A 23569-nucleotide genomic window follows, 5' to 3' on the forward strand; every position below is an offset into this window, starting at 1 on the left:
ATAGCCTTTTTATTTGGGAGAAAATGACCAAATGAACAATTCAGTCATTTAGAAAAGGGGGAGAAATGATGAAATGGAATCAGTTACTTCGTAAAGAGTTTACTGAAATTATAAAAAGTAAAAAAATATTAATTCCAATTATCGCGGTTTTATTCGTACCGATTTTATATGCAGGTATGTTTTTATGGGCCTTTTGGGATCCGTATAAACAGTTAGATGATTTACCAGTGGCGGTAGTCAATTTAGATAAAGGTGCAGTATTTGATGGTAAACCAATTGAGGTCGGAAAAGGCCTCGTTGATAACTTAAAAGATAATACAAGTTTTAAATGGGAATTTGTAAGTGAAAAAGAAGCGAAAAAAGGAATGGAAGGTAGAAAGTATTACATGTTAGTACGCATTCCAGATGACTTCTCAAGTAACGCTACAACGTTATTAAAAGATGATCCAAAACCATTAAACTTAGAATACATTCCAAACGAAAGCTTAAACTTTTTATCTTCACAAATTGGCGGAACAGCCATTGAAAAAATTAAAGGTGAAGTATCAAGTACGTTAACGAAAACATACGCAGAGAAAATGTTTGATTCCATTCAAGATGTCTCAAAAGGGTTAGCAGATGGGGCAGAAGGAGCAAATGAACTACACGACGGATCAAGTGAGCTGCATGATGGTTCAAGTAAAGTGACGGATGGCCTTCATACACTTCAAGGGAAGTCTGGAGAGATACAGACAGGTGTAGGGAAACTATTTGATGGATCTGGGAAAGTAACAGCAGGTTTAAATACGTTAAACAGCAAAACAGGTGAGATGCAAACAGGTATCGGAAAGTTAGTAGATGGCTCGGGCAAAGTAACAGATGGTTTACATGTATTAAATAGCGATGCAGGTATCGGAAAATTAGTAGATGGCTCGGGCAAAGTAACAGATGGTTTACATGCACTAAATAGCAATGCAGGTATCGGGAAATTAGTAGACGGCTCGGGCAAAGTAACAGACGGTTTAAATACGTTAAATAGCAAAACGGGTGAATTGCGTGATGGATCTGAGAAAGTGACCGGTGGCTTGAACAAATTAGTAAGTAAATCCGGTGAATTAAAAGCAGGAACAACTGACCTATCAAATGGTATGGGAAAACTTGTTGAAGGGAAAAGTCAATTAGAGGAAGGTTCTCAAGCGATCCAAAAGGGTTTGCAAGATTTAAATAGTAACGTACAAAAGTCAGCTGCAGGCTTAGAGGAAATGCAGTTAAAAGTTCCTTCTATATTGAATACAGTAAATGAGAAAATAGATGGAGCTGGGGCGAATGTAAATCAGTTAAATGAACTTACGCAATCAACAGCAGGAGATGCAAAAAATGCAGCACAAGATGTAGCGAATTTACAAAAGCAAATTGAAAGCTTACCAAAAGAATATCAAGAGCAGTTACAACCATTCATAACAAGTGCTGTAAAAAGTACAGCGACAGTTCAGCAAAAAGCTGCCGGAGTAGCAGGTGGAACAAATAAATTAAATGAAGAAGTAAAACAAGTAAAAGGTGAAATACATCAAAAAACAAATGGATTGCAAAACAACTTACCAAATCCAGCAGGGATAAAAACTCTGGCAGGTGGTATTGAGAAACTAACGAGCGCACAAAATGAATTTGTTAGTAAGTTTCATGGATTTGGTGAGGGATTAGATAATGCAAAAATAGGTGCCGATAAATTAAAAGATGGATCAGTTCAATTAATTGATGGAGTAACGCAATTACAAAGTGGCTCTGGAAAAGTGACAGCAGGATTAGGGCAATTATCTGCAGGAGTAAATCAATTAGCAGATGGTTCTGGTCAAGTAACAGGCGGTTTAGGCACAGTATCTGTAGGAGTATCCAAATTAGCAGATGGTTCTGGTCAAGTAACAGGCGGTTTAGGAACATTATCTGTAGGAGTATCCAAATTAGCAGACGGCTCAAACCAAGTAACAGGCGGCTTAGGTACATTATCTGCAGGAGCGGGCCAAATGTCAGGCGGAATAACGCAATTAGCAAATGGCTCCGGCCAAGTAACAACAGGCTTAGGTGCATTATCAACTGGCTCAACCCAGCTAATCGACGGCGTAAATAAACTAGCAGACGGATCTGGTAAAGTAACGGATGGCCTCGTAAAAGTAAATGATGGCTCAGGTGAACTTGCTGAGAAACTTGGCGAAGGGGCTGAGAAAACTGGTGAAGTGAAAGGGACGGATAAAACGTATGATATGTTTGCAAGTCCTGTAAAAGTGAAGACGGAGAAAATGGCGGAAGTTCCAAACTACGGAACTGGATTTACACCGTATTTCTTATCACTCGGTTTATTTGTTGGGGCATTACTATTATCAATCGTATATCCATTACGTGATACAGTTGGCGTTCCAAAATCAGGATTTAGTTGGTTTATTAGTAAGTTCGGTGTTTTACTATCAGTCGGTATTATTCAAGCGATAGTAGCAGATATTATATTACTATTCGGATTAGGTGTAGAAGTACAAAGTATTCCGTATTTCATACTCTTTAGCATCGTTACAAGTTTAGTGTTTATCGCATTAATTCAATGTTTAGTAACAGCATTCGGTGATGCAGGGCGTTTCATTGCCATCATCACATTAATTATTCAGCTTACAACAAGTGCTGGAACATTCCCACTAGAATTGATTCCGAAGTTTTTACAACCATTCAATGCTTGGTTGCCGATGACATACTCTGTATCAGGATTGAAAGCAGTCGTATCAAGTGGAGACTTTAACTTCATGTGGCAAAACGTAGGAATACTCATGATTTTCATCGTGGTATTATCACTTGGAACAATCGCATCCTTAACTTGGATGCACAAACGACAATTTAGAAATATTGCGGAAAACCAATCGGTTGAAGCGTAAATAAGACCAATAAAAAAGGCACTGAAAAGGTGCCTTTTTTATCGGTTTTATTTTATTGGATGAGAAATTTTATTTGTTTTTTTATTTTTACGGAACAAGTGTATAACAACACTTATGAGGAGAATAGTAGCTACAATCCAAACAAATGGACCATACCTTTCAGCAAAAGTATATAGTTTCATGTTCCTGGCAATATCCTCTTTTGTTTTTCCTATTAGAATTTCTGAGCCACTATAGCCTTCAAGTGTATCGCCTTTTTTTATACCAAAAATAAGAGTATCTGATTTGTTTTCTATTCCTGTATATCGGTAGCCCTTACCTTTAATTGTTAATTGAGTATCATCCTTTTTTAGTGAGTAATCTTCGGCAGAAATATCTTTTCCTAACAGTGTAATTGGCTCCATTGAAAAACGGGTTTCTTTTAATGTAGGAAGAGTTTCATTGTTTAATAAGAGTTGCTTTGCAATATGCTGCTCAGTATCAATGTTTATCCAATTTGCCTTTCGGCGTTTATACGTATTAATTTCAAGGAGTGCGAATTCTTTATTTTGAAGTTTTTCTTCTGTAATAGGTTGCGCAGTAGTTAACGTCCCTTTTAATAAAATTACACCGTCTTTTGCAGATTGAAATGAAGAGACTTCTTCCGTTTTTTTTAATGTATTGATAGCACTTCTATAATGTTCTTTTCCTAAAAGAACAGCTCCTGTATGTACAGTTAAAATCAGATATAGGATGCTTAATACTATAATAGCTTTTTTCACTATGTACCCTCCAAAGTATGTATAAGTTAATTATAACATAATTTACCATATGAAATTATTGATTTGAATAATAAGTTACAAGTATAAAGATGATGAATAAATTAAAAAAGTGTGGAGGAGAGGATTAAAAGTGAAAAGGAATTACAACAATTTACAGAGAAACATAGGGTAGAGGAGCTGATATGATGAGAGGAAATCTTACTTATTATTTCATCGTAAATCCGCTAATCATCTTTCTTGTTTACGCCCTTTCACCTATCTTGTTTCACAAAGAAAAATATATAAATATGAAAGATGCACTAGGAATACTTTTAGTTTACTATGTGCTAATTAGCGGGTATTACCTTATGGATGTTATAAGTGAAAGAATGAAGAAAAACGGTAAAGACAAATAAAAAGTTTTAGTACATAAAAACAGATGGAGGATAACAAAATGACCGAAAGTGAAATGAAATTCAGGGATACGACGATTCGTAACTTTTTCGATAAAGAGGACCGTCTAAAATCGATTCCAGGTCAAAAGAAGAAAAAACTAGTATTGTTAGATCATTTAGTTAGCAAGTTAAATACTGAAAATCAATATACAGAAACAGAAATTAATACATTTATAAAACAATATCATGATGATTTTTGTACAATTAGACGCGAGTTTATTGTGCATGGGTTTATGGATCGAGAGGATAATATGTACCGTATAAACGGGAGAGAAGTGTGGACGAAGTGGGAGGAGTTAAAATAATGAATCAGCGGGGAAATCCCCACTGATTACGAGTTTAAGCTAGTTGTGCATTTTTTTTTAGTAAGTCTAAGAACTCTTCAATATTTAAACTTGTAATGTATCCCAACGTTATATATTCATCTTCATAGTAAAATATTATTTTTTTATCAAAGATTCTTTTCTTCGTTTCTATAGATACAATTTTTTTATACTCGAATTCGGCAATGAATGTATTTTTAGACTTTCCATAAAAGAGAAGCCTTCTATCAGTAGCCAGTAGCATGCCTGGATGCGGAACTTTATGCGTAATCATATAGCCAGTAAGTGAACAATTTAAAGTAGATATAATAACTTCGTCTTTATGTAATAGTTGTTTTGCAGCTGTTAAAATTGGATTCATTGTATACATTCCTTTTATTTCGATATATGAATATTGTATCAAGAGTAAAAAAATTCTCAATATGTAATATTGCATATTGAGCGTTTTATAGTTGTAATATTATTTTTAAAAAGAAAAAGTACGAGGTGATTCAATGATACGGTTAGCAAAAGAGGTTGATGCAGAATCAATTATAGATATTAGAAAAGAAATTATATTATCGGAAACTACTACAAAGTTTTTCATAGTATCTCCAAAGAAATTACCAAATGATATGAATGCAGAAAGAGAAAAGATACGGAAAAGTAATGAAAAAGGTAATCTTTACATAGTTTATGAAGTAGATAAAAAAGTGGTTGGCTTTTTAATTTTCAATCGATATGAACTAGAACGCTTACGACATGCAGGTACAATGGGAATGGGGATTAGGGAGGCGTACTGTAATCAAGGCATTGGTACGAAACTAATTGAATTTCTTATTAGTTGGGCTAAAGAGCAGAAGGGTTTAGAGAAAATTTGTTTAGGCGTAGTTTCTGTTAATGATAGAGCGATTAAGGTGTACAAACGTATGGGATTTGTAGAAGAAGGAAGACAAAGAAAACAAATTAAATATGAAGATGGATCGTATGGAGATGACGTATTGATGGGTTTTTATATAGATTAAAATTTGATTTTATAAAGGACGTATTAATAAGCTGATGTATATACGTAATGTTATGTACATCTTTTTTTATGCCTACTGTAAACTTCTAAAAGTAGTATAAACTCTCCTCCCATTAACAGACTTTTCCCTATGTATAATATTAATATAGTAAAATCATAACAACCCATATTGCAGTTTCCAATAATATACTATATAATCAGTTTAAGAAAACGTTTTCATGCAAAGGGGGAGAATTTCGTGTCGACTATAGAGGACGTGGCGAAATTAGCGGGGTTATCAAGGACAACGGTTTCTAGGGTGATTAATAATCATCCATATGTTTCAGATGAGAAGAAAAAAAGGGTTCAATTAGCAATGAAGCATTTAGGTTTCGTTCCTAATTCTGCGGCGAGAAGGCTTCGTAAACAAAAGACGGAAACAATTGCGGTGCTAGTTCCAAGGATTACAAATCCTTTCTTCAGTCGATTTATTGAAGCAATCGAGATTGCTGCTTCTGAACATAAATATAAACTGATTATTTGTCAAACAAGATATTTACCGGAAAAAGAGATGGAGTATTTACAATTATTATCTACGAAACAAGTAGATGGGATTATTCTATGTTCACTAGAAAATCCTTGGGAAGATGTAGAGCCATACTTACAGCACGGTCCAATCGTGTTATGTAATGAATATATTGAGGAAGCAAATGTTCCAACAGTGAAGTTTGATCATGCGCAAGGAGCATACATAGCTGCTAAGCATGTGTTAGAACAAGGATATCGTAATCTTATTTTTTGTCGTGGTAACGAAACCAAAGTGGTTAGCCAGCAGCGAAAAATGGGCTTTTTACGTGCAATAACTGAGAAGAGCCGCCAAGTAGAAGCGATCGATTTTCTTGAAAACGCTTTCGCTTGGGATGATGGAAAGAGAATATTCCATGAAGTATTAAAGGACAAAAAAAATCCTACCGCGATTTTGGCAGGAGGCGACGAGGTTGCAGCTGGAATCATTTCAGAGGCAAAACGCCATGACTGGAGCATTCCAGATGATCTCGCTGTTATCGGTTTTGATAATCAAATATTATCACAGATTACTGAGCCAGGTATTACGACAATTGAACAGCCAATCGATGAGATGGCCCGAAAAGTTGTCGACCTGATGATGGATAAAATCCATACGAAAAATTATCGACAAAAAGAATTGTATGAGTTTGAATTGGAGCTCTTGGTGAAAGGTTCAACGATGAAGAAGGATACGATGTTATTAGCCTAGTAGACTATGTCTGCTAGGTTTTTTTATGTTCATAAATTACTATTCTTCGTGAACGCAGTCATCACATTTGTTATGGTATGCTTCGTGCTGCTCATCAATTTCTTTCCCACAGTGCGCACAAGTTTTCGTCGGTAAATTTCTGAAAAACTCCATTGGTTGATCGATCATGTCAATCCCTCCATTTCCATTTCTCACTATCATTGTATTAGTACAAAAAACAAAAGTCAACAACTGTTTTATAACAAAATGAAAATTAATGAAAAAGTTTAGGAAATGGATTATAGTTAACAATGTAGAATGTAAGTGAAACATGCATTCCTACTCGGTTTTAGAAAGGATGGATACATATGAAAATGACTGTTGTCGGCTTTTGGGGCGGCTTTCCAGAAGCGGGAGAAGCAACGTCGGGGTATTTGTTTGAACACGATGGTTTTCGTTTACTTGTCGACTGTGGTAGTGGTGTACTAGCACAGCTTCAAAAATATATAACACCATCTGATATAGATGCAGTTGTACTGTCACACTATCATCATGATCATGTTGCAGACATTGGGGTATTGCAATATGCGAGATTAATTACAAGTGCGACAAAGGGACAACTACCGGAATTACCAATATACGGTCATACGTTTGACGAGAATGGCTTCCATTCTTTAACACATGAACCGCATACGAAAGGAATCGCGTACAATCCAGAAGAAACACTTCAAGTTGGACCGTTCTCGATTTCATTTTTAAAAACTGTTCATCCTGTTACCTGTTTTGCGATGCGTATTACAGCTGGTAGTGACGCTGTCGTATATAGCGCGGATTCCAGTTATATTCCTGAATTTATTCCATTCACAAAAGATGTTGATCTTTTCATTTGTGAGTGTAATATGTATGCACATCAAGAGGCGGCGAAAGCAGGGCATATGAATAGTACAGAAGTAGCAAGTATTGCGAAAGATGCGAATGTAAAAGAACTTTTATTAACGCACTTACCGCATACAGGAAACCCATCTGATTTAGTAACAGAAGCAAAACAAATTTTCAGTGGCCATATTACGCTAGCGCATAGTGGTTACATCTGGAACTCATGAGGTGATACGATGTTATTTATTGATAATAAAGGGATTACAGATCCTAGAATAAACTTAGCGATTGAAGAATATTGTGTGAAGAATTTAGATATTAACGAAACATATTTACTGTTCTATATTAATGAACCTTCTATTATCATTGGTAAAAACCAAAACACAGTAGAAGAAATTAATGCAGATTACGTAAAAGAACAAGGTATCCATGTCGTTCGTCGTCTATCAGGCGGAGGCGCAGTATATCACGATTTAGGAAACTTAAACTTTAGCTTTATTACGAAAGATGATGGAGACAGTTTCAGCAACTTCAAAAAATTCACAGAGCCTGTAACGAAAGCGCTTGGCAAATTAGGCGTAAATGCAGAACTAAGTGGTCGTAACGACATTTTAGCTGAAGGTAGAAAAATTTCAGGTAACGCGCAGTTTTCAACGAAAGGTCGTATGTTCAGTCACGGTACGTTACTATTTGACTCTGAAATCGATCACGTCGTATCAGCGTTAAAAGTAAAAATGGATAAGATCCAATCAAAAGGAATTAAATCAATCCGTAGCCGCGTTGCGAACATTACAGAATTTTTAAACGAAAAAATGACGACAGAAGAGTTTAGACAACTTCTTCTAGAAACAATTTTCGAAGGGGAAACAGAAATTCCAACGTATGAATTAACAGAAAATGATTGGAAAGAGATCCACAAACTTTCTGAAGAACGTTATCAAAATTGGGATTGGAACTACGGAAAATCTCCAAAGTTCAACTTACAACATTCACACCGCTTCCCAGTTGGCCAAGTTGACGTTCGTCTTGAAGTGAAAAAAGGAACAGTAACAGAATGTAAAATTTACGGTGACTTCTTCGGCTCACTAGATGTACATGACATTGAAGAGCGTCTAACAGGTGTACAATTTGATAAAGATGCATTCACTGTAGCTTTAGAAGGCGTAGATATCGCGCGTTACTTCGGTAATATTACAACAGAAGATTTCTTACATTTATTCTTCTAAAAATGAGGGAGGCTGCCGTAACTGGCAGCCTCTTTTTTGGGCGTAAATTGTCGGTAAGTCGATACAATTTCACTCACCATAAAATCACAGGACATTTGCCCCTCATAAAGGAATATATATATCCAAAAGGAGGCGGATCGAAATGAAAAGGGTAATGTACGTCGTATTACTACTCAGTTTCGTCATCGGAATGACAGCGTGTAACGATGAAACGTCCTCAAGTCGCACACTTTTATCTATTGGAAAACCAGCGAAAGATAATGTCATATATTTTACACATACAGATAACAGGCGATAGATAGATGATATACGAACTATGTTTCAAAATAAGGAATGGAAAAGAAATGGAGCGTTTAGTACGGTGAATAAAACGCCAGATCTTGTCTTGTCGATAGACGAGGACAATAAAGGAATGCCAACGTTATATGTTACATTGTTCTTTCATGAAAATGGAGCGGATGCAATCAACTTGTATGGGGAGTATACGAGCTTGAATAAAGAGGAACTAGAAAAACTTAGTGAAAAGATGAGTGCATATTATCCTGAAATGATTTTAGCCTTCGTTTCATAATTTATTAACACACGAAATTCCCGTATCCTTCCAAAGTGAATCAACAGGAGGTGATCGTTGTATATGCAATTAATGGAATATCACTTGCTACTTTAATTTTCTTTTAATATAATTAATTTAGAATTTTTAAATATTCTAAATTTTATAAAGGTGGGGTTTGTGTGAATCTCGTTCAATCTTTGGCTGAAACGGCGAAAAAGAAGGGGGATAAACCGGCTTATATATTTATGGATCAGTCGGTCTCGTATGACCAATTAAACAAAATGGTCACAAGGTTTTCTAGCAATTTAGCAGCAATGGGCATTGGAAAAGGGGACAATGTCGCATTAGTTGTTGGAAATTCACCACATTTTTTGGTCGGTTTATACGGAACAATGAAAGCTGGAGCAACTGTCATTCCAGTTAATCCAATTTATACAGCAGACGAAATGCATTATATTTTACAAAATGGAGATGTAAAAACAATCATCGTACTCGACGTCCTTCTACCTGTTATACAATCTCTTACAACAAGACTTCCTTCACTTGAAAACATCATCATATGCGAAACCTCATCAGATTTTAACCATACAGAAACCGAAAAAATGAAAACGTTTACGAGAATGATAGGGGCTGGAGATTTAACTTACGAAGGCCCAGATCTAGATGAAGAAGATGTAGCGGTTATTCTATACACTTCAGGCACAACTGGAAAACCGAAAGGCGCTATGTTAACACATAAAAATTTATATAGTAATGCGAGCGATGTGGCGTCGTATTTACAATATACGGCTGATGATCGCGTCGTTGCGGCACTGCCGATGTTCCATGTATTTTGCTTAACAGTAGCAGTAAATGCGCCAATTGTGAACGGAGCAACTATTTTAATGTTACCGAAATTTAGTCCGAAAGAAGTATTCCGTATTTGTCGCACGTACGAGCCAACGATTTTTGCTGGTGTACCGACAATGTACAATTATTTATATTTATTTGAAGAAGCAAGCGCAGAAGATGTGAAGACGCTTCGCCTTTGTATTTCAGGTGGTGCATCAATGCCTGTTGCTCTTCTGCAAAACTTTGAAAAACGATTTGATGTAATTGTTTCAGAAGGATACGGTTTATCAGAAGCATCACCAGTTACTTGTTTTAACCCGCTAGATCGTCCGCGTAAACCTGGATCAATCGGTACAAATATTTGGCATGTAGAAAATAAAATTGTGAATGAACTTGGGGAAGAAGTACCTGTTGGCGCAGTCGGTGAATTAATCGTTCGCGGACCTAACGTTATGAAAGGATATTATAACGCGCCGGAAGATACAGCTGCGACATTGAAAGACGACTGGCTGTATACAGGTGACTTAGCGAAAATGGATGAAGAAGGTTACTTCTATATCGTTGATCGTAAAAAAGATATCGTCTTAGTTGGCGGTTATAACGTATACCCTCGTGAAGTAGAGGAAGTATTATATACACACGAATCTGTAGCAGAAGTTGTCGTAATTGGCGTTCCTGATGAAAACTTAGGAGAAGCAGTGCGAGCTTACGTCGTTCTAAAACAAGCTAACGTAACAGAAGAGGAACTTATGCATTATTGCAAGTTACATTTAGCGAAATATAAAGTGCCAATGAGTATCGAATTTTTAACAGAGTTACCAAAGAATACGACAGGTAAATTGTTAAGAAGAGCTTTGAGAGAAAAAGCGATACAAGTATAAAAATAGGGGCAACCATCTTTATGAAGATGGTTGCCTTTGTATTTTTTAGAATTGGTTAAGCTATAACCCCATATATTTAAACCGTAATATGACTAATAAGGAGGAGATATACGTGGAGCAAAAGGAATTACGTTTACGGAGAGTTCAATACCTTATTTGTGACATTATGGATGAAATGAATTCTGAAAATGAGAAGAAAAACTTAGAAATTTTGCAGCAAGTAATCGATCATCTTTCAGGTGCAATAGGTGATTTAGTCGATCCATCAAGCTCGTATTCTATTGATTATTTGGAAAGAAAAGTTCACACGGCGCATTATTTACTTTTTAATAACGAGCGGAAGGCGTACTTATGTAGGAAATAGTATTATTAATTTTATTTGACATTGATAATCATTATCAATATGATAGTTATGTTGGGTATATTCATATAAAAGGAGATGTCGTATTGATAATGATTAAGAAAAAATATGTTAATGCGTTCGTTATAGCAGCAACTTTAGCAGTTCCATTCAGTGGTATTATGGCACCGATTGCGAAAGCAGAAGCGGCAGTAGAAATGAAAGTAAATAGCAAACTAGCAGATGGCACATATGACGTTATTTTAAAGACTTATAAAGATCAAACGAATGATACATCAGTTGCGTCTACATATTTAAAAAATGCAAAAGTAACCATTCAAGGTGATAAAAAAATCGTTACGCTAACAGTTCAAGATAGTAGCTATTTTCAGTATCTTAGAGTAGAAGATCCAAATAAAGTAGGGACATTCCATGATGTAAAAGTAATCTCCGAAGATAAAACGAATAACGGTACGAAAGTTGTTCAATTTGAAATTGGGGAGTTCTCGAAAAAATATAATATGCAAATGCATATATTAATTCCAGCAATTAAATATGATCATAAATATCAACTGCAGTTTGAAATTGATGCGAGTACAATTAAAAAGGAATCTAAATTCCCAGATGTACCAGCTTGGGCACAAGAGTCAGTTCAATATTTAGTAGATAAAGGAGCAGTGAACGGTAAGCCAGATGGTACATTTGCTCCGGCTGAAAATATCGATCGTAGTTCAGCTGCAAAAATATTAGCAACTGTTTTAGGGTTAGAAATTAAGAAAGATGCGAAGCCATCATTCCGTGATGCACAAAATCACTGGGCTACACCGTACATCGCAGCTGTTGAAAAAGCAGGTATTGTAAAAGGTGATGAGAAGGGTAACTTTAATCCGAGCGGGTTAATTAACCGTGCATCAATGGCTTCTATGCTAGTAAATGCATATAAATTAGAAAGAAATGAAAATATGAAACTACCAAAAGAATTTGCTGACTTAAACAATCATTGGGGTGCGAAGTATGCCAATATTTTAATCCAAGAAAATATTTCAATTGGAACAGATAATGGCTGGGCTCCAGATAAAGCAGTAAGCCGCGCAGAAGCAGCACAATTTATTGCGAAGACGGATAAGTTGAAGAAATAAATTGAAACGTATACTAGATTTAGCATAAATAAAAAAGGAAAATTTGCAGTTCAAATTTTCCTTTTTTGCATTGTTATATATTCCTCTTCATTAACTCCCCAACCTGCGTCGCAACATACTCAATATCATTATCAATTTCATCCAATACGTAAGATTCCAAAATGCCCATGACAGCTGTTCCTAAAAATTTTAAAACGATGTGTGTATCAATGTTTTTATTTACTGACGTATTCGTGTTTAGTTTTTTCGCTAGTTCCCCCATGATGAACGTTAGGAACTTTTTCTGAAACGATAATGTGCTGTTGCTTCTAAATAACGATGCGAAAAATGGTTTGTGTTCTTTGAAGTATTCAAACCATATGACAGTTCCTTCTATATAGCCTTTTGTTTGTTTTATATCGCATATTTCTCTTAATTGATTTAAATGGTCGTCCACAATTTTGTCTAATAAATTGTATTTATCTAGGTAGTGTAGGTAGAAAGTTTTTCTGCCGATGTTTGCTTTTTCTGTAATGTTTTTTACTGTAATTTCATCAAAGCCATCTTCAATTAACATTTCGATAAATGCGGATTGAATGGCGTTTTGTGATTTTATAATTCTTCTATCGATTTTCTCCATATAATGTTCCTCCGTTATTGATACACATATTTCGTTATGTGTGTATTATCACCCAAATGCGCAAATGTGGTCATTGAAACAAGTGGTTGCTCGCTTTATTATAAATATATACGTGAGTATTAACTCTCACAAGTGTAAATTTAAAATACAGTAAGGGTGGTTTTATATATGGCAGTTACGAAGAGAAATGTACGTTTTTATGCAAGAGGATTACAAGTTGCAGGTATTTTAAATATTCCTGTAGGTGCTGAGGAAAAGAAACAAAATGCAGCGATTGTTTGTGTGCATCCAGGTAGTAGCTGTAAAGATCAAACAGCAGGATTGTATGCGGAGAAATTAGTAGAACAAGGTTATGTAACGCTTGCGTTTGATGCATCGTATCAAGGTGAAAGTGAAGGTGCACCGAGATATATGGAAGAACCAGCTGCGCGCGTTGAAGATATTCGCTCAGCGGTAGATTATGTAACTACTCTTCCTTATGTAGATGAAGAACGTATCGGTGTGTTAGGTGTTTGTGCGGGCGGAGGATATGCGGTAAGTGCTGCGATGACAGAGCGCCGTATTAAAGCAGTTGGCACGGTCGTTGGTGCAAATATCGGCCGATTAAATCGTGAAGCTGATCCAATTGGGGTGTTAGAGGCAATTGGTAAACAACGTACTGCTGAAGCACGCGGAGCAGAGGCGATGATTACAAACTGGATTCCTAAAAATGAGGAGGAATTAAAGGCAGCAGGTATGACGGATATAGATATTGTAGAAGCAGTTCAGTACTATACAACACCGCGAGGGCAAAGTGTTAACTCTCCAAATAAGTTAAACTTTACGAGTATGGGATCGGTAATTGGTTTTGATGCGTTCCATTTAGCAGATACATTATTAACACAGCCGTTGCAAATTATTGTCGGCAGCAAGCAAGGCGCATTCGGTTCTTATAAAGATGGTCATGAGCTTTATGAGAAAGCAGCATCAGAGAAAAAAGATTTACTTGTTGTGAAAGGTGCGAGTCATTACGATTTATACGACCAACCAGAACCAGTAAAAATTACAGTTGAAAAATTAACAAGTTTCTATAACGAAAATCTGTAAAAGTAATTTTGACTTGAATTGCACCTCTAATTGTTAGGTTTGCATCTAGCGGTTAGAGGTTTTTATTGTGAAGATTGCTGTGCTTAATATTTACGTTAAACGTGCATAACAAGATATAATAGAAGAAATTACTAAGGAGGCTAGCAGTGAAAAAATTTCGTTATTTCAATATATTTACTATTTTAATTGTATACACACTACTCATGTTTTACATCGGTTGGAACGGCTGGGTTTGGCTTAGTAGGGTGTTTGGCTGGGAATCTTGGGGATATTACGCTTTCGTAGTCGGTTTTATTTCATATGCGTACATTCTCGTGCAAGTGTTTAAGTTCTTGCCATTTCTACGAACAATAGGTTCAATTTGGTTTGCGGTCATACAATACGCGCTTATGTTGTTGCCACTTGCTGATATTACAGTTTTCCTTCTACAGTTTTCAATGGAGAAAGAGACCGCAATTATTTGGACAGGAACGGCCGTGTTACTTGCGTTCATCTTCATTTTTGCATATGGAGTATTCAACGCATATAGCCCAGTAGTAAGAAAATATGAGGTGCACATCCCGAAAAAAGTAGAGGGACGTAAAAGCTTACGCATTGCGATGGCTTCGGATATGCATTTCGGTAAATTATCTGGCGTTTCGCATTTAAAAAGACTTGTCCGTCATGTAAATGAGATGGAGCCTGATATTATTTTACTGCCAGGAGATATTATCGATGATCATCCAGGTGTGTTCATTCAAAAAAATATGGGACCAATTATGAAACAAATGAAAGCTCCACTAGGCGTATATGGTGTGTTAGGAAACCACGAATATTACGGACGAGCGGTTCCTGAATTTTTACAAGAGATGGATAAGATTGATATTCGTATTCTGTTAGATGAAGTGATTACAATTGAAGATGATTTTTATATCGTTGGAAGAAGAGATAAAACAGAGCGTGATCGTCAAAGCTTTGAAAGTTTAATGAGTACGGTAAATAAATCTATGCCAGTTATCGCAATGGATCACCAACCATTTGAGTTGAAACAAGCAGCGGATGCTGGCGTCGATTTACTATTATCCGGCCACACGCACCGCGGACAAATGGCGCCGAATCATATTGTAACGAGAAGAATGTACGAATTAGACTGGGGATACGCACAAAAAGGTGCATTCCACGCAATTGTTTCTTCTGGTTTCGGATTCTGGGGACCACCGCTTAGACTTGGCAGTAGATCAGAGATTGTACAGGTGGAAGTTACGTTTGAATAGTGTTATAAAATTTTACTTATTTAGAAGTAGAATCACATACGCATTAAGCTGAAAATTTCATCCGTTACTAGAATTTGAAGTGTAAAAAGAGGATTATACATGACTAATATGTATAATCCTTTTTTGTTTCGCAACCGCGCCCGTTACTTAAATAAAATTTCAATTAGTTGTAGTGGATGTGCATTAATTAGTCCATGGACAATAATAATTGCCCATACTTTGCGATAACGTGCCCACAAATATCCGAGGAATAGACCTACGATACCAAGGTTCACAATAACTGTAGCTGTATCAATATCCCAATGACCAGAGCCATGTAATGCGATATGCCAGCTCGCCCATAACAATGATGTAAGAAGAATAGCTGGCCAAGTGCCTAGTAATAATTCCAAACGTGTTTGCAACCAAACCCTATAAAAAAACTCTTCCAGTACACTATTTATAAGAAAGCCTACAAGTAAAATTAATATTAAAACTATGGGTTCCATTTTAGCCGAAACAAATGGTGTAGAGAATGTAGAAAAGAAGTTGAAGTACCCCCATATTATAATGACAATAAGTGGTGTAAAACGATACCATTTATGATTTTCTATTGATTTCATAGATTTCAGTCTCTCTTTTTGGGGATTACTTTTATAAAACAAAAGAAGCATGAATGGGGTGAATAATAATAAAATGATTTTAAATATCATAAACCAAAATTGTAATGCCATCCCTTCAAAGTTCGTGGTGAGAAGACTAATTGTGAAGAGGGATCCGCTCAAGAACAAGACAATAGCTTGAATCATGATGCGCCTTTGTTCAAACTGTTGAAGAGGATTATAGTTTTTATGATGAAACGGTAAGAAACGGATAAGGAGTATACCGATCATAACAGGGACCCACTTGTGCCAAAAAGGCATCGTGTCCTTATGATCTCCACTATAACGAATATTTGTTTCGCCAATCCATATAAGCCAAAGGGATGAAAGCAAAATGACAAGTACACATAATCCACCAATTAACTGCCCTATTTTTGGAAAATAACTGTCCATAGATTCCCGACCTTTCGTACTATAACTGTAAAACTAGTTTTTTCTAAAATCATACGTGTCCGTCTCTACATGTAATTTATGTTTATTAATCATCACTGTATGATTGTCTAACCACTGTACAGTTGCATCTTCTTCACGATAATTCCAGTATATATTTTTCGTGTTCATAAATTTTTTATTATTTGCTACAAGCTCTCCTCTTATAGCAAAACTAGTCGTTGCGCCGCCATTATGCCTGTATATATGTAAAGTATACGTTTTATCTGGCGAGTGTATGGATTGAATCTTTTCACCGCCTGAAACCCCAGATAAAGTGAAGAATTTCCAATATCCTAAACTAATTAATAAAATAATGATGAATAGAATGGTGAAGAAAACCTTTTTCATGTTTCCCCTCTTTCCCTTAACGGCCATACTTGTATTAAATCAAAGAAGAATAAAACTGGCAATGTTATCCTTTTTATCGCCGGAATATGTACGTTTCTATTTCTAGCGTCCTGTTCACGATTTGGAATGAAAGTCCCCATATTTTTCAATAAAAAAAGGCTCCATATAAGGAGCACTCAATAAAAAATGAATTAAAAGAAATAACAGAAATAACAGACATGTATAATATACAATATTAAAAACTAAACATCAATATATTTGGATTTAATATTTATATTGATGTTGATTTCATAAAAGAAGTACGATTATAAGACTAGGCTGAAATAAAGGGGGATTATAAGTGATCATATCAGATGTACTATACGGTGAGTTTGAAGTAGATCGAGTAGTAGAAGAATTAATTTTAAGTAAGTCTGTGCAAAGGCTGAAAGGTATTCATCAAGCCGGTGCAAGTTATTTAATGAACGAGAAATGGAATGTAACGCGCTTTGATCATTCAGTTGGCGTTATGTTGTTAATTAAGAAACTTGGTGGTTCAGTAGAAGAACAAATTGCTGGTTTACTGCATGACGTATCACATACTGCTTTTTCCCACGTGATTGATTACGTTTTTCATAATGAGGATGAAAGTTATCATGAGGAGATATTTAGTTCTGTTGTGAAAAACTCAGAAATTCCAGCGATTCTTTCAAAGTATGGTTATAACTATGAAGATATTTTGTTAGATGATTCGAAGTGGACGTTACTGGAAAGGTCAGCACCAGAATTATGTGCAGACCGAGTGGATTATACGTTACGAGATATGTATACATATGGGTATATTCCGTTAGAAGAAGTTCACAGTTTTTTAGAGGATGTCGTCGCTGTAGATGGGAAAATGGTTCTTCAAAGTATCAAAATGGCTGAGTGGTTTACAGAAACGTATTACAAAGAAGTAATCGATTTCTTTATGAAGCCAATGAATATTTACGGAAATGATATGTTAGCGAAAACGTTAAAGTTAGCTCTTCATAAAACGATTATTCATGCAGATGATTTCCTTCTTGAAGATGATGAGCTTATTTCGAAATTGCAGCAATGTAGTGATCCAGAAGTACATGCTTTATTAAGCAAAGTTCATCCGAATGTAAAAGTAAAAGAAGATAGAAACGATTATGATTTGTATCAGAAAAATAAAGTCCGTCTTATTAATCCTCCATTACTTCGTGAAGGCGAAGTTGTTCCATCATCTGTCGTATCGGAAAAAATAAAACAGATGAGTGAGGTCGCTTATGAAAAAGCGGTGAGAGGGATGTATGTGAAAGTGATTTCGGATTAAAAAAGGAGAGCATCACTTTGCTCTCCTTTTTCTCATTAATAATCAAACCAATTCCAAACCTCAATATCTCCAAGAGTCGCATAACGCACGTGCGGTGAGTTTTGTAATTTTAATAACTCTTTCGACGGACCAGTAATGACAATGCCGTATACTTTTACACCGTTATCTTTTACATACTGATAGCGCTTATCTAAGTTCAGATCTTTTTCACGAGTCCGAGTAGCTTCACTCACAGTTTCTTTATTTATAGAAAGAATACGCATCATTTCGATTACTTCATCTTCTTTTGTCTTCGGTTGTTCTGCTTCACTATCAGGGAGATTTATATGTTCTGGAAATCCAATCATTTCTCCGCGATGCAGGATAAAATCATTTTCATTTATTCTTTCTTGCCCTGTGTCTAAAGCGTACCATATAGGAGTCGGTGGCATTTCTTGTGCTTCAAATGCGCTATATAGAATTGATTCTAATTCTTGTAAAGCGTAAGGTTTGTCAAACGATAGCGCTACTTCTGCAACGGTTCCCTCATGTACCTTTCCAAGTGTATCCCACACTTTTTTAGATGATTCTTTCAAAGAAGCATCTTCCTTGATTTTAGGATGAACAAAGGAAAGTTTTTTTGAATAGGCTCTGTTTTCCCAAGATTGATTTGTGACAGTTACAGATGATAAGAAACTACTCATTGTTACTGTACCAATTGAAAATTCTTTTTTGCCGATTGTTTTATATAAATTCATTTCAGTCTCTGTACGGAAGAAGGGTTTAACCTTCGTATTTCCTCCAGCGGAACGACTATTTGGCATTGTTGCTTCTAGTGCGAGTGCTGGAATCTCATCTACTTCAGCTAAGTTTTTCATATTATAGAAGTAAAAAGAAGATGAAAAATGACCAATAAAATAGATTGCTATACAAACGGCAAGGACAAAACTAACGGTTTGCCAACGCTGTTTCCATTTTATTTTCCAAAATGAGATTTTAAGATTTCGTGATGGTAGTCTTTTCTTTATCGGTTCACTGTTCGAAAGCAACGCATCTAAGTAAGCTTCACATTCTTCACATGTCTCAATATGATTTTCTAACTCTTCCTGTTCATCATGCGTAAGTGTTCCATTTTCGTACTTCTTCCATAGTTTTTTAAACTTTGTACAACCCATCCCTATCACTCCTTTATGCTTTTCGTTTCTTTTCGTCCCCGGTGTAATTCAATTTTTACTTTCGCTAGTGAGAGACCAGTCATTTCGGCTATTTCCTTATACGAGAATTCGTAGTAATCTCGTAGTAGTAACACATTGCGTCTTTCAAGAGGAAGAGCAGATAAACTGTCTAACCAACTAGCAATCTCGTGTTTTACGAAATAAGAGTGCTCTGTACTTGGTACGTTTGGTAAATGGAATTCTGCAATTGTCGTTGTTTTATATCTTTTTTCTTTTCGATACCAATCGATAAAGGCGTTGTAGGCAATCGTAAATAACCAAGGCCTAATTTCTTCTCCTTTATAATAGTCAATATGGACGAGCATTCGATAAAATGTTTCTTGCATGAGATCTTCCGCGTAGTGGGAATCTCCGGTTAGGGAGAGAAGATAGCGAAATAAATCTTGCATATGTTCGGAGTAAATTTCTTCTAATGATTGTTTGCGTTTCACTACATTTCCCTCCCTTCATAAATAACAACGAAATACATATAAAAAAGTTACAATTTTTTATGGAATTATAGTAAAAAACGTCAAGAATTGGATAGGATTCTCTTTTATCATAATACATATAAGGCGGGTGAACAGAGATGGAAAGCTATGAAACACAAATTCAAAGGTCAATTGATTATATTGAGGAAGATGTAATGGAAAAACAGACGCTGCGTAATTTAGCACGTATTGCAGGTTTTTCTGAGTCGCATTTTCATCGTGTATTTCAGGCGTTAGTAGGTGATACAGTAATGGAGTATGTTCGAAAGAGGAGGTTAGCCCGGGCAGCTTATCAACTTTCTCATACGGATGAAAAAGTTATTGATATCGCGTTTGAGCATGGCTTTCAATCTCACGAAACGTTCACGAGAGCCTTTAAAAAAATATTTCAGATGACACCAAGTGAATATCGAAAACAAGAAATTGAAACACCGATGTATTACAGCGTGAATGTAAAACAAAGAAAATTAAATCCGTATTTAGGAGGCATACAAATGGAATATCGTATTGTAAATAAACCAGAATTTTTAGTGGCGGGTTATGAACTGAAGACGACAAGTAAAGAAGGGAAAAACCATCAAGACATCCCAGCATTTTGGCAAGAATATTTACAGAAAGATCTTGGAACAACAATTCCGAATCGTAAAGATACGAGCCAATGGGTAGAGCTTGGATTATGTACTGATTTTAATTTAGAAACGGGCGACTTCACTTATATTATCGGAATGGAAGTTACAAGCTTTGAAAATGTACCAAATGAAGTTGCGAAGCGTACTTTCCCAGCGGCGACATATGCTGTATTTACAACGCCGAAAGTTCCTCATGACGAAATGGTATCGTCTATCCACCAAACGTGGAATGCGGTATTTTCAGAATGGTTCCCGCATTCAGGATACGAACATTGCGGCGTTAATGAATTTGAACTATACGATGAGCGTTCCCATGCAGATAAAAGTGAGTTCGCTCAAATTGAACTTTGGATACCGGTAAAGAAGAAATAATAGGAGGAAAAGCGAGCCGCTGAGTGGTTCGCTTTTTTCATATAGGTTGCTATATTTGATGATTTTTGTCGGTAAGTCGATATATCTTGAAAACCGCGGATATATTTTGAGTTGCTCCGATATATTTGAAAAATCACCGATATAATTTCACTTACCTCTGAACTCCGCCAAAAAAAAGACGCCACATAGCGTCTTTTCTACGAATGAAACGGGAACACAAGTATAATCGTTGTTCCTTTTCCAAGTTCGCTATCAATAGAAATCGTTCCGTTATGAGCATGAACGAGCTGTTTCGTAATGGCGAGGCCAAGCCCCGTTCCGATGTTGCTTTCTTCTGTATTTGTTCCTCTGTAATATCGCTCAAATAGAAGTTCTTTCGTTTTGTCATCCATTCCTTTTCCATTATCTGAAATAGAGAGTGTAAATGAAGTAGCGTTTTGGGAAAGTTTTACGCTCACATTTGTCGTTTCATTATTATGTTTTACAGCGTTTACGAGTAAGTTTTCGATAATACGCTGGAACCATTTTTCTTCAATGAAATATTGAATTTTATTTGAGCTCGGTACGAATTCAATATTTTGATTTTGAAGTGTTGGATTATTAATAAATTGTAATAATACTTTTTGGACGAATTGATTCATTTCAATGTTTACGTGCTGCGCAGGAAGACTGTTATTTTTTAATTGATACGTTAAGCTTAAGTCATCGATTAATGTCGTCATATATTGAGATTTCTCTTTCATAACGCTGCCGAATTGTTGAATGTCGCGATCAGTCCAGTTGTACTGCTGTGATTCTAGTAATAATGCGTAGCCATATATAGAACTAAGTGGTGTTTTTAAATCATGTGTGAGACCGGTAATCCATTCTTCACGTGTTTGCTGCAGTACTTGCCTCATTGCATCATTTTTTTTGAGTGTAATAGAAAGGTGCTCTAGTGAATTTGTTACATCACTAAATAAGCGGAATGACCATTTTTCTTTCCCAGATCGCCGGAACCTGACAGGTTTCCCTTTTTTACTAACAGGCTCTTCGTACTTTCCACCAGCTATATTTTTAAGCCAGCGCATCGCATGGAGTAACGGTTTTCCAAATTTATTACCGTACCAAATAGAAAGAATGACTAAATAAACAAATACGATAAGAAGGATTAATCCGCATCCGATTAGAAACTTTTTAGTAAATACATCGTCTATTTCATCATCTGGATAGTAGTACTCATTTTTGGCAGTTACAACAAGAAGATGATTGCTATTTGTTTCGTAAAAGCTAGACGTGTTTTCTTTATGATTCCACGGTTCCTTTTCGCTAAGAGCAGCTTGTATGGCAGAAAACGTTTTTTTCTTTCCAGCTGGATAGGAGAATACTTCTTCGCCATCACTATTAAAGATTTGAAGTGCTGCTTTTTCTTTAGAAAGTAACTGTTTTTCTTCTTCTGTTAATGTGAACGAATCCGTAGATACAGACGGGTGCTCTTTCTGGATTGTTTTCAGTAATACATTGCTTTTTAACATACCGCCGTATATAACAAGTACGTTCTTTTCTTCTAGTTCAATTTCCCAATATGTAAATGTATAAGGGCTTTCTATATGATTCTGTATATACGAGAATAAAGATGTTTTCGTATAAGATGTCGGTACGTCAATCGGCGTATTAAAGTGATAGAGAACTTTTCCGTTTTCCGCTACAACTTGAATCCAATCATTTTTTTCTTTAATTAGGTCTTTTACTTCAGCTTTTAACGAAATATCGCCATCTTCTGAAGAGATATATTTTGAAATCATAAAATTATCAGCATCTGGAATATTCGGTTCGTATGAAGTACTAGTAACAAGGAAAATTAAATAAGTGAAAGCAGCTACTACAGCAAGCAGTAATGTAACTAAAACAAATACGTGTTGCATGATAAACTGGATAATAAGTCGTTTATTAAAATTCATATCGTCACCCTACTTTGTAATGAACTTATAGCCAAGTCCTCGAACGGTTTTTATATATTCTGGTTTACTTGGGTCTTGTTCAATTTTTTCACGTAGTTTTCGAATGTGAACCATAACGGTATTATCATCGCCATTATAGGCAGGTGCTCCCCAAACTTTTTCGTATATTTCTTCTTTCGAAAATACGTAGTTCGGATTCTCGCAAAAGAAGAGTAGTAGCTGAAATAGCTGGGCGGAACATTCGACAACATGTCCACCTACTGTAAGCTCTGCGGAATATCGATCAATTTCAAATCTACCAAATGAACTGAAGTTTGCTTTTTGTTCGTGTGGTACTGCTTGTTTCATATGTCTTCGGAGTTGTGCTTTCATACGAGCGACTACTTCAAGTGGATTAAATGGCTTCGTAATATAATCATCTGCACCGTGTGAAAATCCAGATATTTTATCTAAATCAGATGTTTTGGCTGTGAGGAAGAAAATAGGACAATCGGTTTTTTGGCGAATGATTGGACAAATATCAAAACCAGATTGTCCAGGAAGCATGACATCTAAAATAATTAAATCGTAATCGTTTTGCTCGGTGAGAGATAAAGCTATTTCAGCGGATGTTGCAGTTGTAATATGAGAAAAACCTTCTTTTTCAAGAATGGTAGTTAGTAATTGTAAAATTGCTGTTTCATCATCAACGAGCAAAATATTTGCTTCATACATAAAAATCCCTCCTAATTTCCTCGAATATCATATCATCT

General features: G+C 35.9%; 24 protein-coding genes and 1 pseudogene. 15 read left to right on the forward strand and 10 right to left on the reverse strand.

Going from position 1 to position 23569, the window contains the following annotated elements; translation table 11 throughout:
* Window positions 1-68 precede the first annotated feature (68 nt).
* Entirely contained in the window at window positions 69-2894 is a 2826-nt protein-coding gene (locus NHG49_RS05685; RefSeq protein ID WP_258125605.1) for a YhgE/Pip domain-containing protein, read from the forward strand.
* A gap of 47 nt (window positions 2895-2941) precedes the next feature.
* Here the strand turns inward: NHG49_RS05685 and NHG49_RS05690 are convergent, their stop codons facing one another.
* The gene (locus tag NHG49_RS05690; RefSeq protein WP_258125606.1) at window positions 2942-3655 is read right to left on the reverse strand and encodes a hypothetical protein; all 714 of its coding nucleotides are present in this window, start codon (window positions 3653-3655) and stop codon (window positions 2942-2944) included.
* Between the two features lie 182 nt (window positions 3656-3837).
* On the opposite strand from NHG49_RS05690, the gene NHG49_RS05695 reads away from it, so the two are divergent.
* The gene (locus tag NHG49_RS05695; protein ID WP_002096814.1) at window positions 3838-4050 is read left to right on the forward strand and encodes a hypothetical protein; all 213 of its coding nucleotides are present in this window, start codon (window positions 3838-3840) and stop codon (window positions 4048-4050) included.
* A 38-nt stretch (window positions 4051-4088) separates the two neighbouring features.
* Window positions 4089-4394 carry a DUF2087 domain-containing protein gene (locus NHG49_RS05700; protein ID WP_258125607.1) on the forward strand — a complete coding sequence of 102 codons (306 nt, stop codon included), beginning with the start codon at window positions 4089-4091 and terminating at the stop codon, window positions 4392-4394.
* Window positions 4395-4428: 34 nt separating this feature from the next.
* On the opposite strand, the gene NHG49_RS05705 is transcribed toward NHG49_RS05700, so the two are convergent.
* Window positions 4429-4782 (reverse strand): PH domain-containing protein, encoded by a 354-nt coding sequence (locus NHG49_RS05705; RefSeq protein WP_142315051.1) that lies wholly within the window; start codon window positions 4780-4782, stop codon window positions 4429-4431.
* 124 nt (window positions 4783-4906) lie between these two features.
* On the opposite strand from NHG49_RS05705, the gene NHG49_RS05710 reads away from it, so the two are divergent.
* Window positions 4907-5416 carry a GNAT family N-acetyltransferase gene (locus tag NHG49_RS05710; protein WP_064476871.1) on the forward strand — a complete coding sequence of 170 codons (510 nt, stop codon included), beginning with the start codon at window positions 4907-4909 and terminating at the stop codon, window positions 5414-5416.
* 237 nt (window positions 5417-5653) lie between these two features.
* Window positions 5654-6670 (forward strand): LacI family DNA-binding transcriptional regulator, encoded by a 1017-nt coding sequence (locus NHG49_RS05715; protein WP_064476870.1) that lies wholly within the window; start codon window positions 5654-5656, stop codon window positions 6668-6670.
* Window positions 6671-6709: 39 nt separating this feature from the next.
* On the opposite strand, the gene yhfH is transcribed toward NHG49_RS05715, so the two are convergent.
* Window positions 6710-6838 (reverse strand): protein YhfH, encoded by a 129-nt coding sequence (gene yhfH / locus NHG49_RS05720; protein ID WP_000567010.1) that lies wholly within the window; start codon window positions 6836-6838, stop codon window positions 6710-6712.
* 179 nt (window positions 6839-7017) lie between these two features.
* Here yhfH and NHG49_RS05725 point away from each other — a divergent pair, with 179 nt between their 5' ends.
* From NHG49_RS05725 to NHG49_RS05750, 6 genes and pseudogenes are all read left to right on the forward strand, one after another.
* Window positions 7018-7752 (forward strand): MBL fold metallo-hydrolase, encoded by a 735-nt coding sequence (locus tag NHG49_RS05725; protein WP_103655572.1) that lies wholly within the window; start codon window positions 7018-7020, stop codon window positions 7750-7752.
* Window positions 7753-7761: 9 nt separating this feature from the next.
* Complete coding sequence (gene lplA / locus NHG49_RS05730; protein WP_098763220.1) at window positions 7762-8751, forward strand: lipoate--protein ligase; 990 nt, start codon at window positions 7762-7764, stop codon at window positions 8749-8751.
* 142 nt (window positions 8752-8893) lie between these two features.
* A pseudogene (locus tag NHG49_RS05735) lies at window positions 8894-9322 on the forward strand (hypothetical protein).
* A gap of 161 nt (window positions 9323-9483) precedes the next feature.
* Window positions 9484-11016: a fatty acid--CoA ligase family protein gene (locus NHG49_RS05740; RefSeq protein ID WP_064476868.1), complete on the forward strand. Its 1533-nt coding sequence runs from the start codon at window positions 9484-9486 to the stop codon at window positions 11014-11016.
* Window positions 11017-11128: 112 nt separating this feature from the next.
* Window positions 11129-11380 carry a hypothetical protein gene (locus tag NHG49_RS05745; protein WP_064476867.1) on the forward strand — a complete coding sequence of 84 codons (252 nt, stop codon included), beginning with the start codon at window positions 11129-11131 and terminating at the stop codon, window positions 11378-11380.
* An 89-nt stretch (window positions 11381-11469) separates the two neighbouring features.
* Window positions 11470-12495, forward strand: coding sequence for an S-layer homology domain-containing protein (locus NHG49_RS05750; RefSeq protein ID WP_149173352.1), 1026 nt, complete (start codon window positions 11470-11472; stop codon window positions 12493-12495).
* Between the two features lie 73 nt (window positions 12496-12568).
* Here the strand turns inward: NHG49_RS05750 and NHG49_RS05755 are convergent, their stop codons facing one another.
* On the reverse strand, window positions 12569-13114 hold the full coding sequence (locus tag NHG49_RS05755; protein WP_088047861.1) for a TetR/AcrR family transcriptional regulator: 546 nt from the start codon (window positions 13112-13114) through the stop codon (window positions 12569-12571).
* Window positions 13115-13282: 168 nt separating this feature from the next.
* Here NHG49_RS05755 and NHG49_RS05760 point away from each other — a divergent pair, with 168 nt between their 5' ends.
* Together NHG49_RS05760 and NHG49_RS05765 are read left to right on the forward strand one after the other, a co-directional pair.
* Window positions 13283-14200, forward strand: a complete 918-nt coding sequence (locus NHG49_RS05760) for an alpha/beta hydrolase (RefSeq protein WP_258125610.1) — start codon at window positions 13283-13285, stop codon at window positions 14198-14200.
* Window positions 14201-14346: 146 nt separating this feature from the next.
* Window positions 14347-15453, forward strand: a complete 1107-nt coding sequence (locus tag NHG49_RS05765; RefSeq protein ID WP_258125611.1) for a metallophosphoesterase — start codon at window positions 14347-14349, stop codon at window positions 15451-15453.
* 143 nt (window positions 15454-15596) lie between these two features.
* On the opposite strand, the gene NHG49_RS05770 is transcribed toward NHG49_RS05765, so the two are convergent.
* Both NHG49_RS05770 and NHG49_RS05775 read right to left on the reverse strand, forming a co-directional pair.
* The gene (locus NHG49_RS05770; RefSeq protein WP_098102773.1) at window positions 15597-16487 is read right to left on the reverse strand and encodes a type II CAAX endopeptidase family protein; all 891 of its coding nucleotides are present in this window, start codon (window positions 16485-16487) and stop codon (window positions 15597-15599) included.
* 33 nt (window positions 16488-16520) lie between these two features.
* The gene (locus NHG49_RS05775) at window positions 16521-16874 is read right to left on the reverse strand and encodes a DUF5412 family protein (RefSeq protein ID WP_098102774.1); all 354 of its coding nucleotides are present in this window, start codon (window positions 16872-16874) and stop codon (window positions 16521-16523) included.
* 340 nt (window positions 16875-17214) lie between these two features.
* On the opposite strand from NHG49_RS05775, the gene NHG49_RS05780 reads away from it, so the two are divergent.
* Window positions 17215-18192 (forward strand): HD domain-containing protein, encoded by a 978-nt coding sequence (locus tag NHG49_RS05780; protein ID WP_103655576.1) that lies wholly within the window; start codon window positions 17215-17217, stop codon window positions 18190-18192.
* A 35-nt stretch (window positions 18193-18227) separates the two neighbouring features.
* Here the strand turns inward: NHG49_RS05780 and NHG49_RS05785 are convergent, their stop codons facing one another.
* Together NHG49_RS05785 and NHG49_RS05790 are read right to left on the reverse strand one after the other, a co-directional pair.
* Window positions 18228-19346: an anti-sigma factor gene (locus NHG49_RS05785; protein WP_103655577.1), complete on the reverse strand. Its 1119-nt coding sequence runs from the start codon at window positions 19344-19346 to the stop codon at window positions 18228-18230.
* Between the two features lie 5 nt (window positions 19347-19351).
* A complete protein-coding gene (locus NHG49_RS05790; protein WP_064476859.1) occupies window positions 19352-19837 on the reverse strand; it encodes an RNA polymerase sigma factor in 486 nt (161 codons plus the stop codon).
* Window positions 19838-19974: 137 nt separating this feature from the next.
* Between NHG49_RS05790 and NHG49_RS05795 the strand changes: the two genes are divergently transcribed.
* Complete coding sequence (locus tag NHG49_RS05795) at window positions 19975-20877, forward strand: AraC family transcriptional regulator (protein ID WP_103655578.1); 903 nt, start codon at window positions 19975-19977, stop codon at window positions 20875-20877.
* 197 nt (window positions 20878-21074) lie between these two features.
* Here NHG49_RS05795 and NHG49_RS05800 read toward each other — a convergent pair whose 3' ends face one another.
* Window positions 21075-22817, reverse strand: a complete 1743-nt coding sequence (locus NHG49_RS05800; RefSeq protein WP_098111241.1) for a sensor histidine kinase — start codon at window positions 22815-22817, stop codon at window positions 21075-21077.
* Between the two features lie 9 nt (window positions 22818-22826).
* A complete protein-coding gene (locus NHG49_RS05805; protein ID WP_149173347.1) occupies window positions 22827-23531 on the reverse strand; it encodes a response regulator transcription factor in 705 nt (234 codons plus the stop codon).
* Between the last annotated feature and the right edge of the window lie 38 nt (window positions 23532-23569).

This window comes from Bacillus sp. IBL03825 (assembly GCF_024712505.1).
Taxonomy (GTDB): Bacteria; Bacillota; Bacilli; order Bacillales; family Bacillaceae_G; genus Bacillus_A; species Bacillus_A wiedmannii.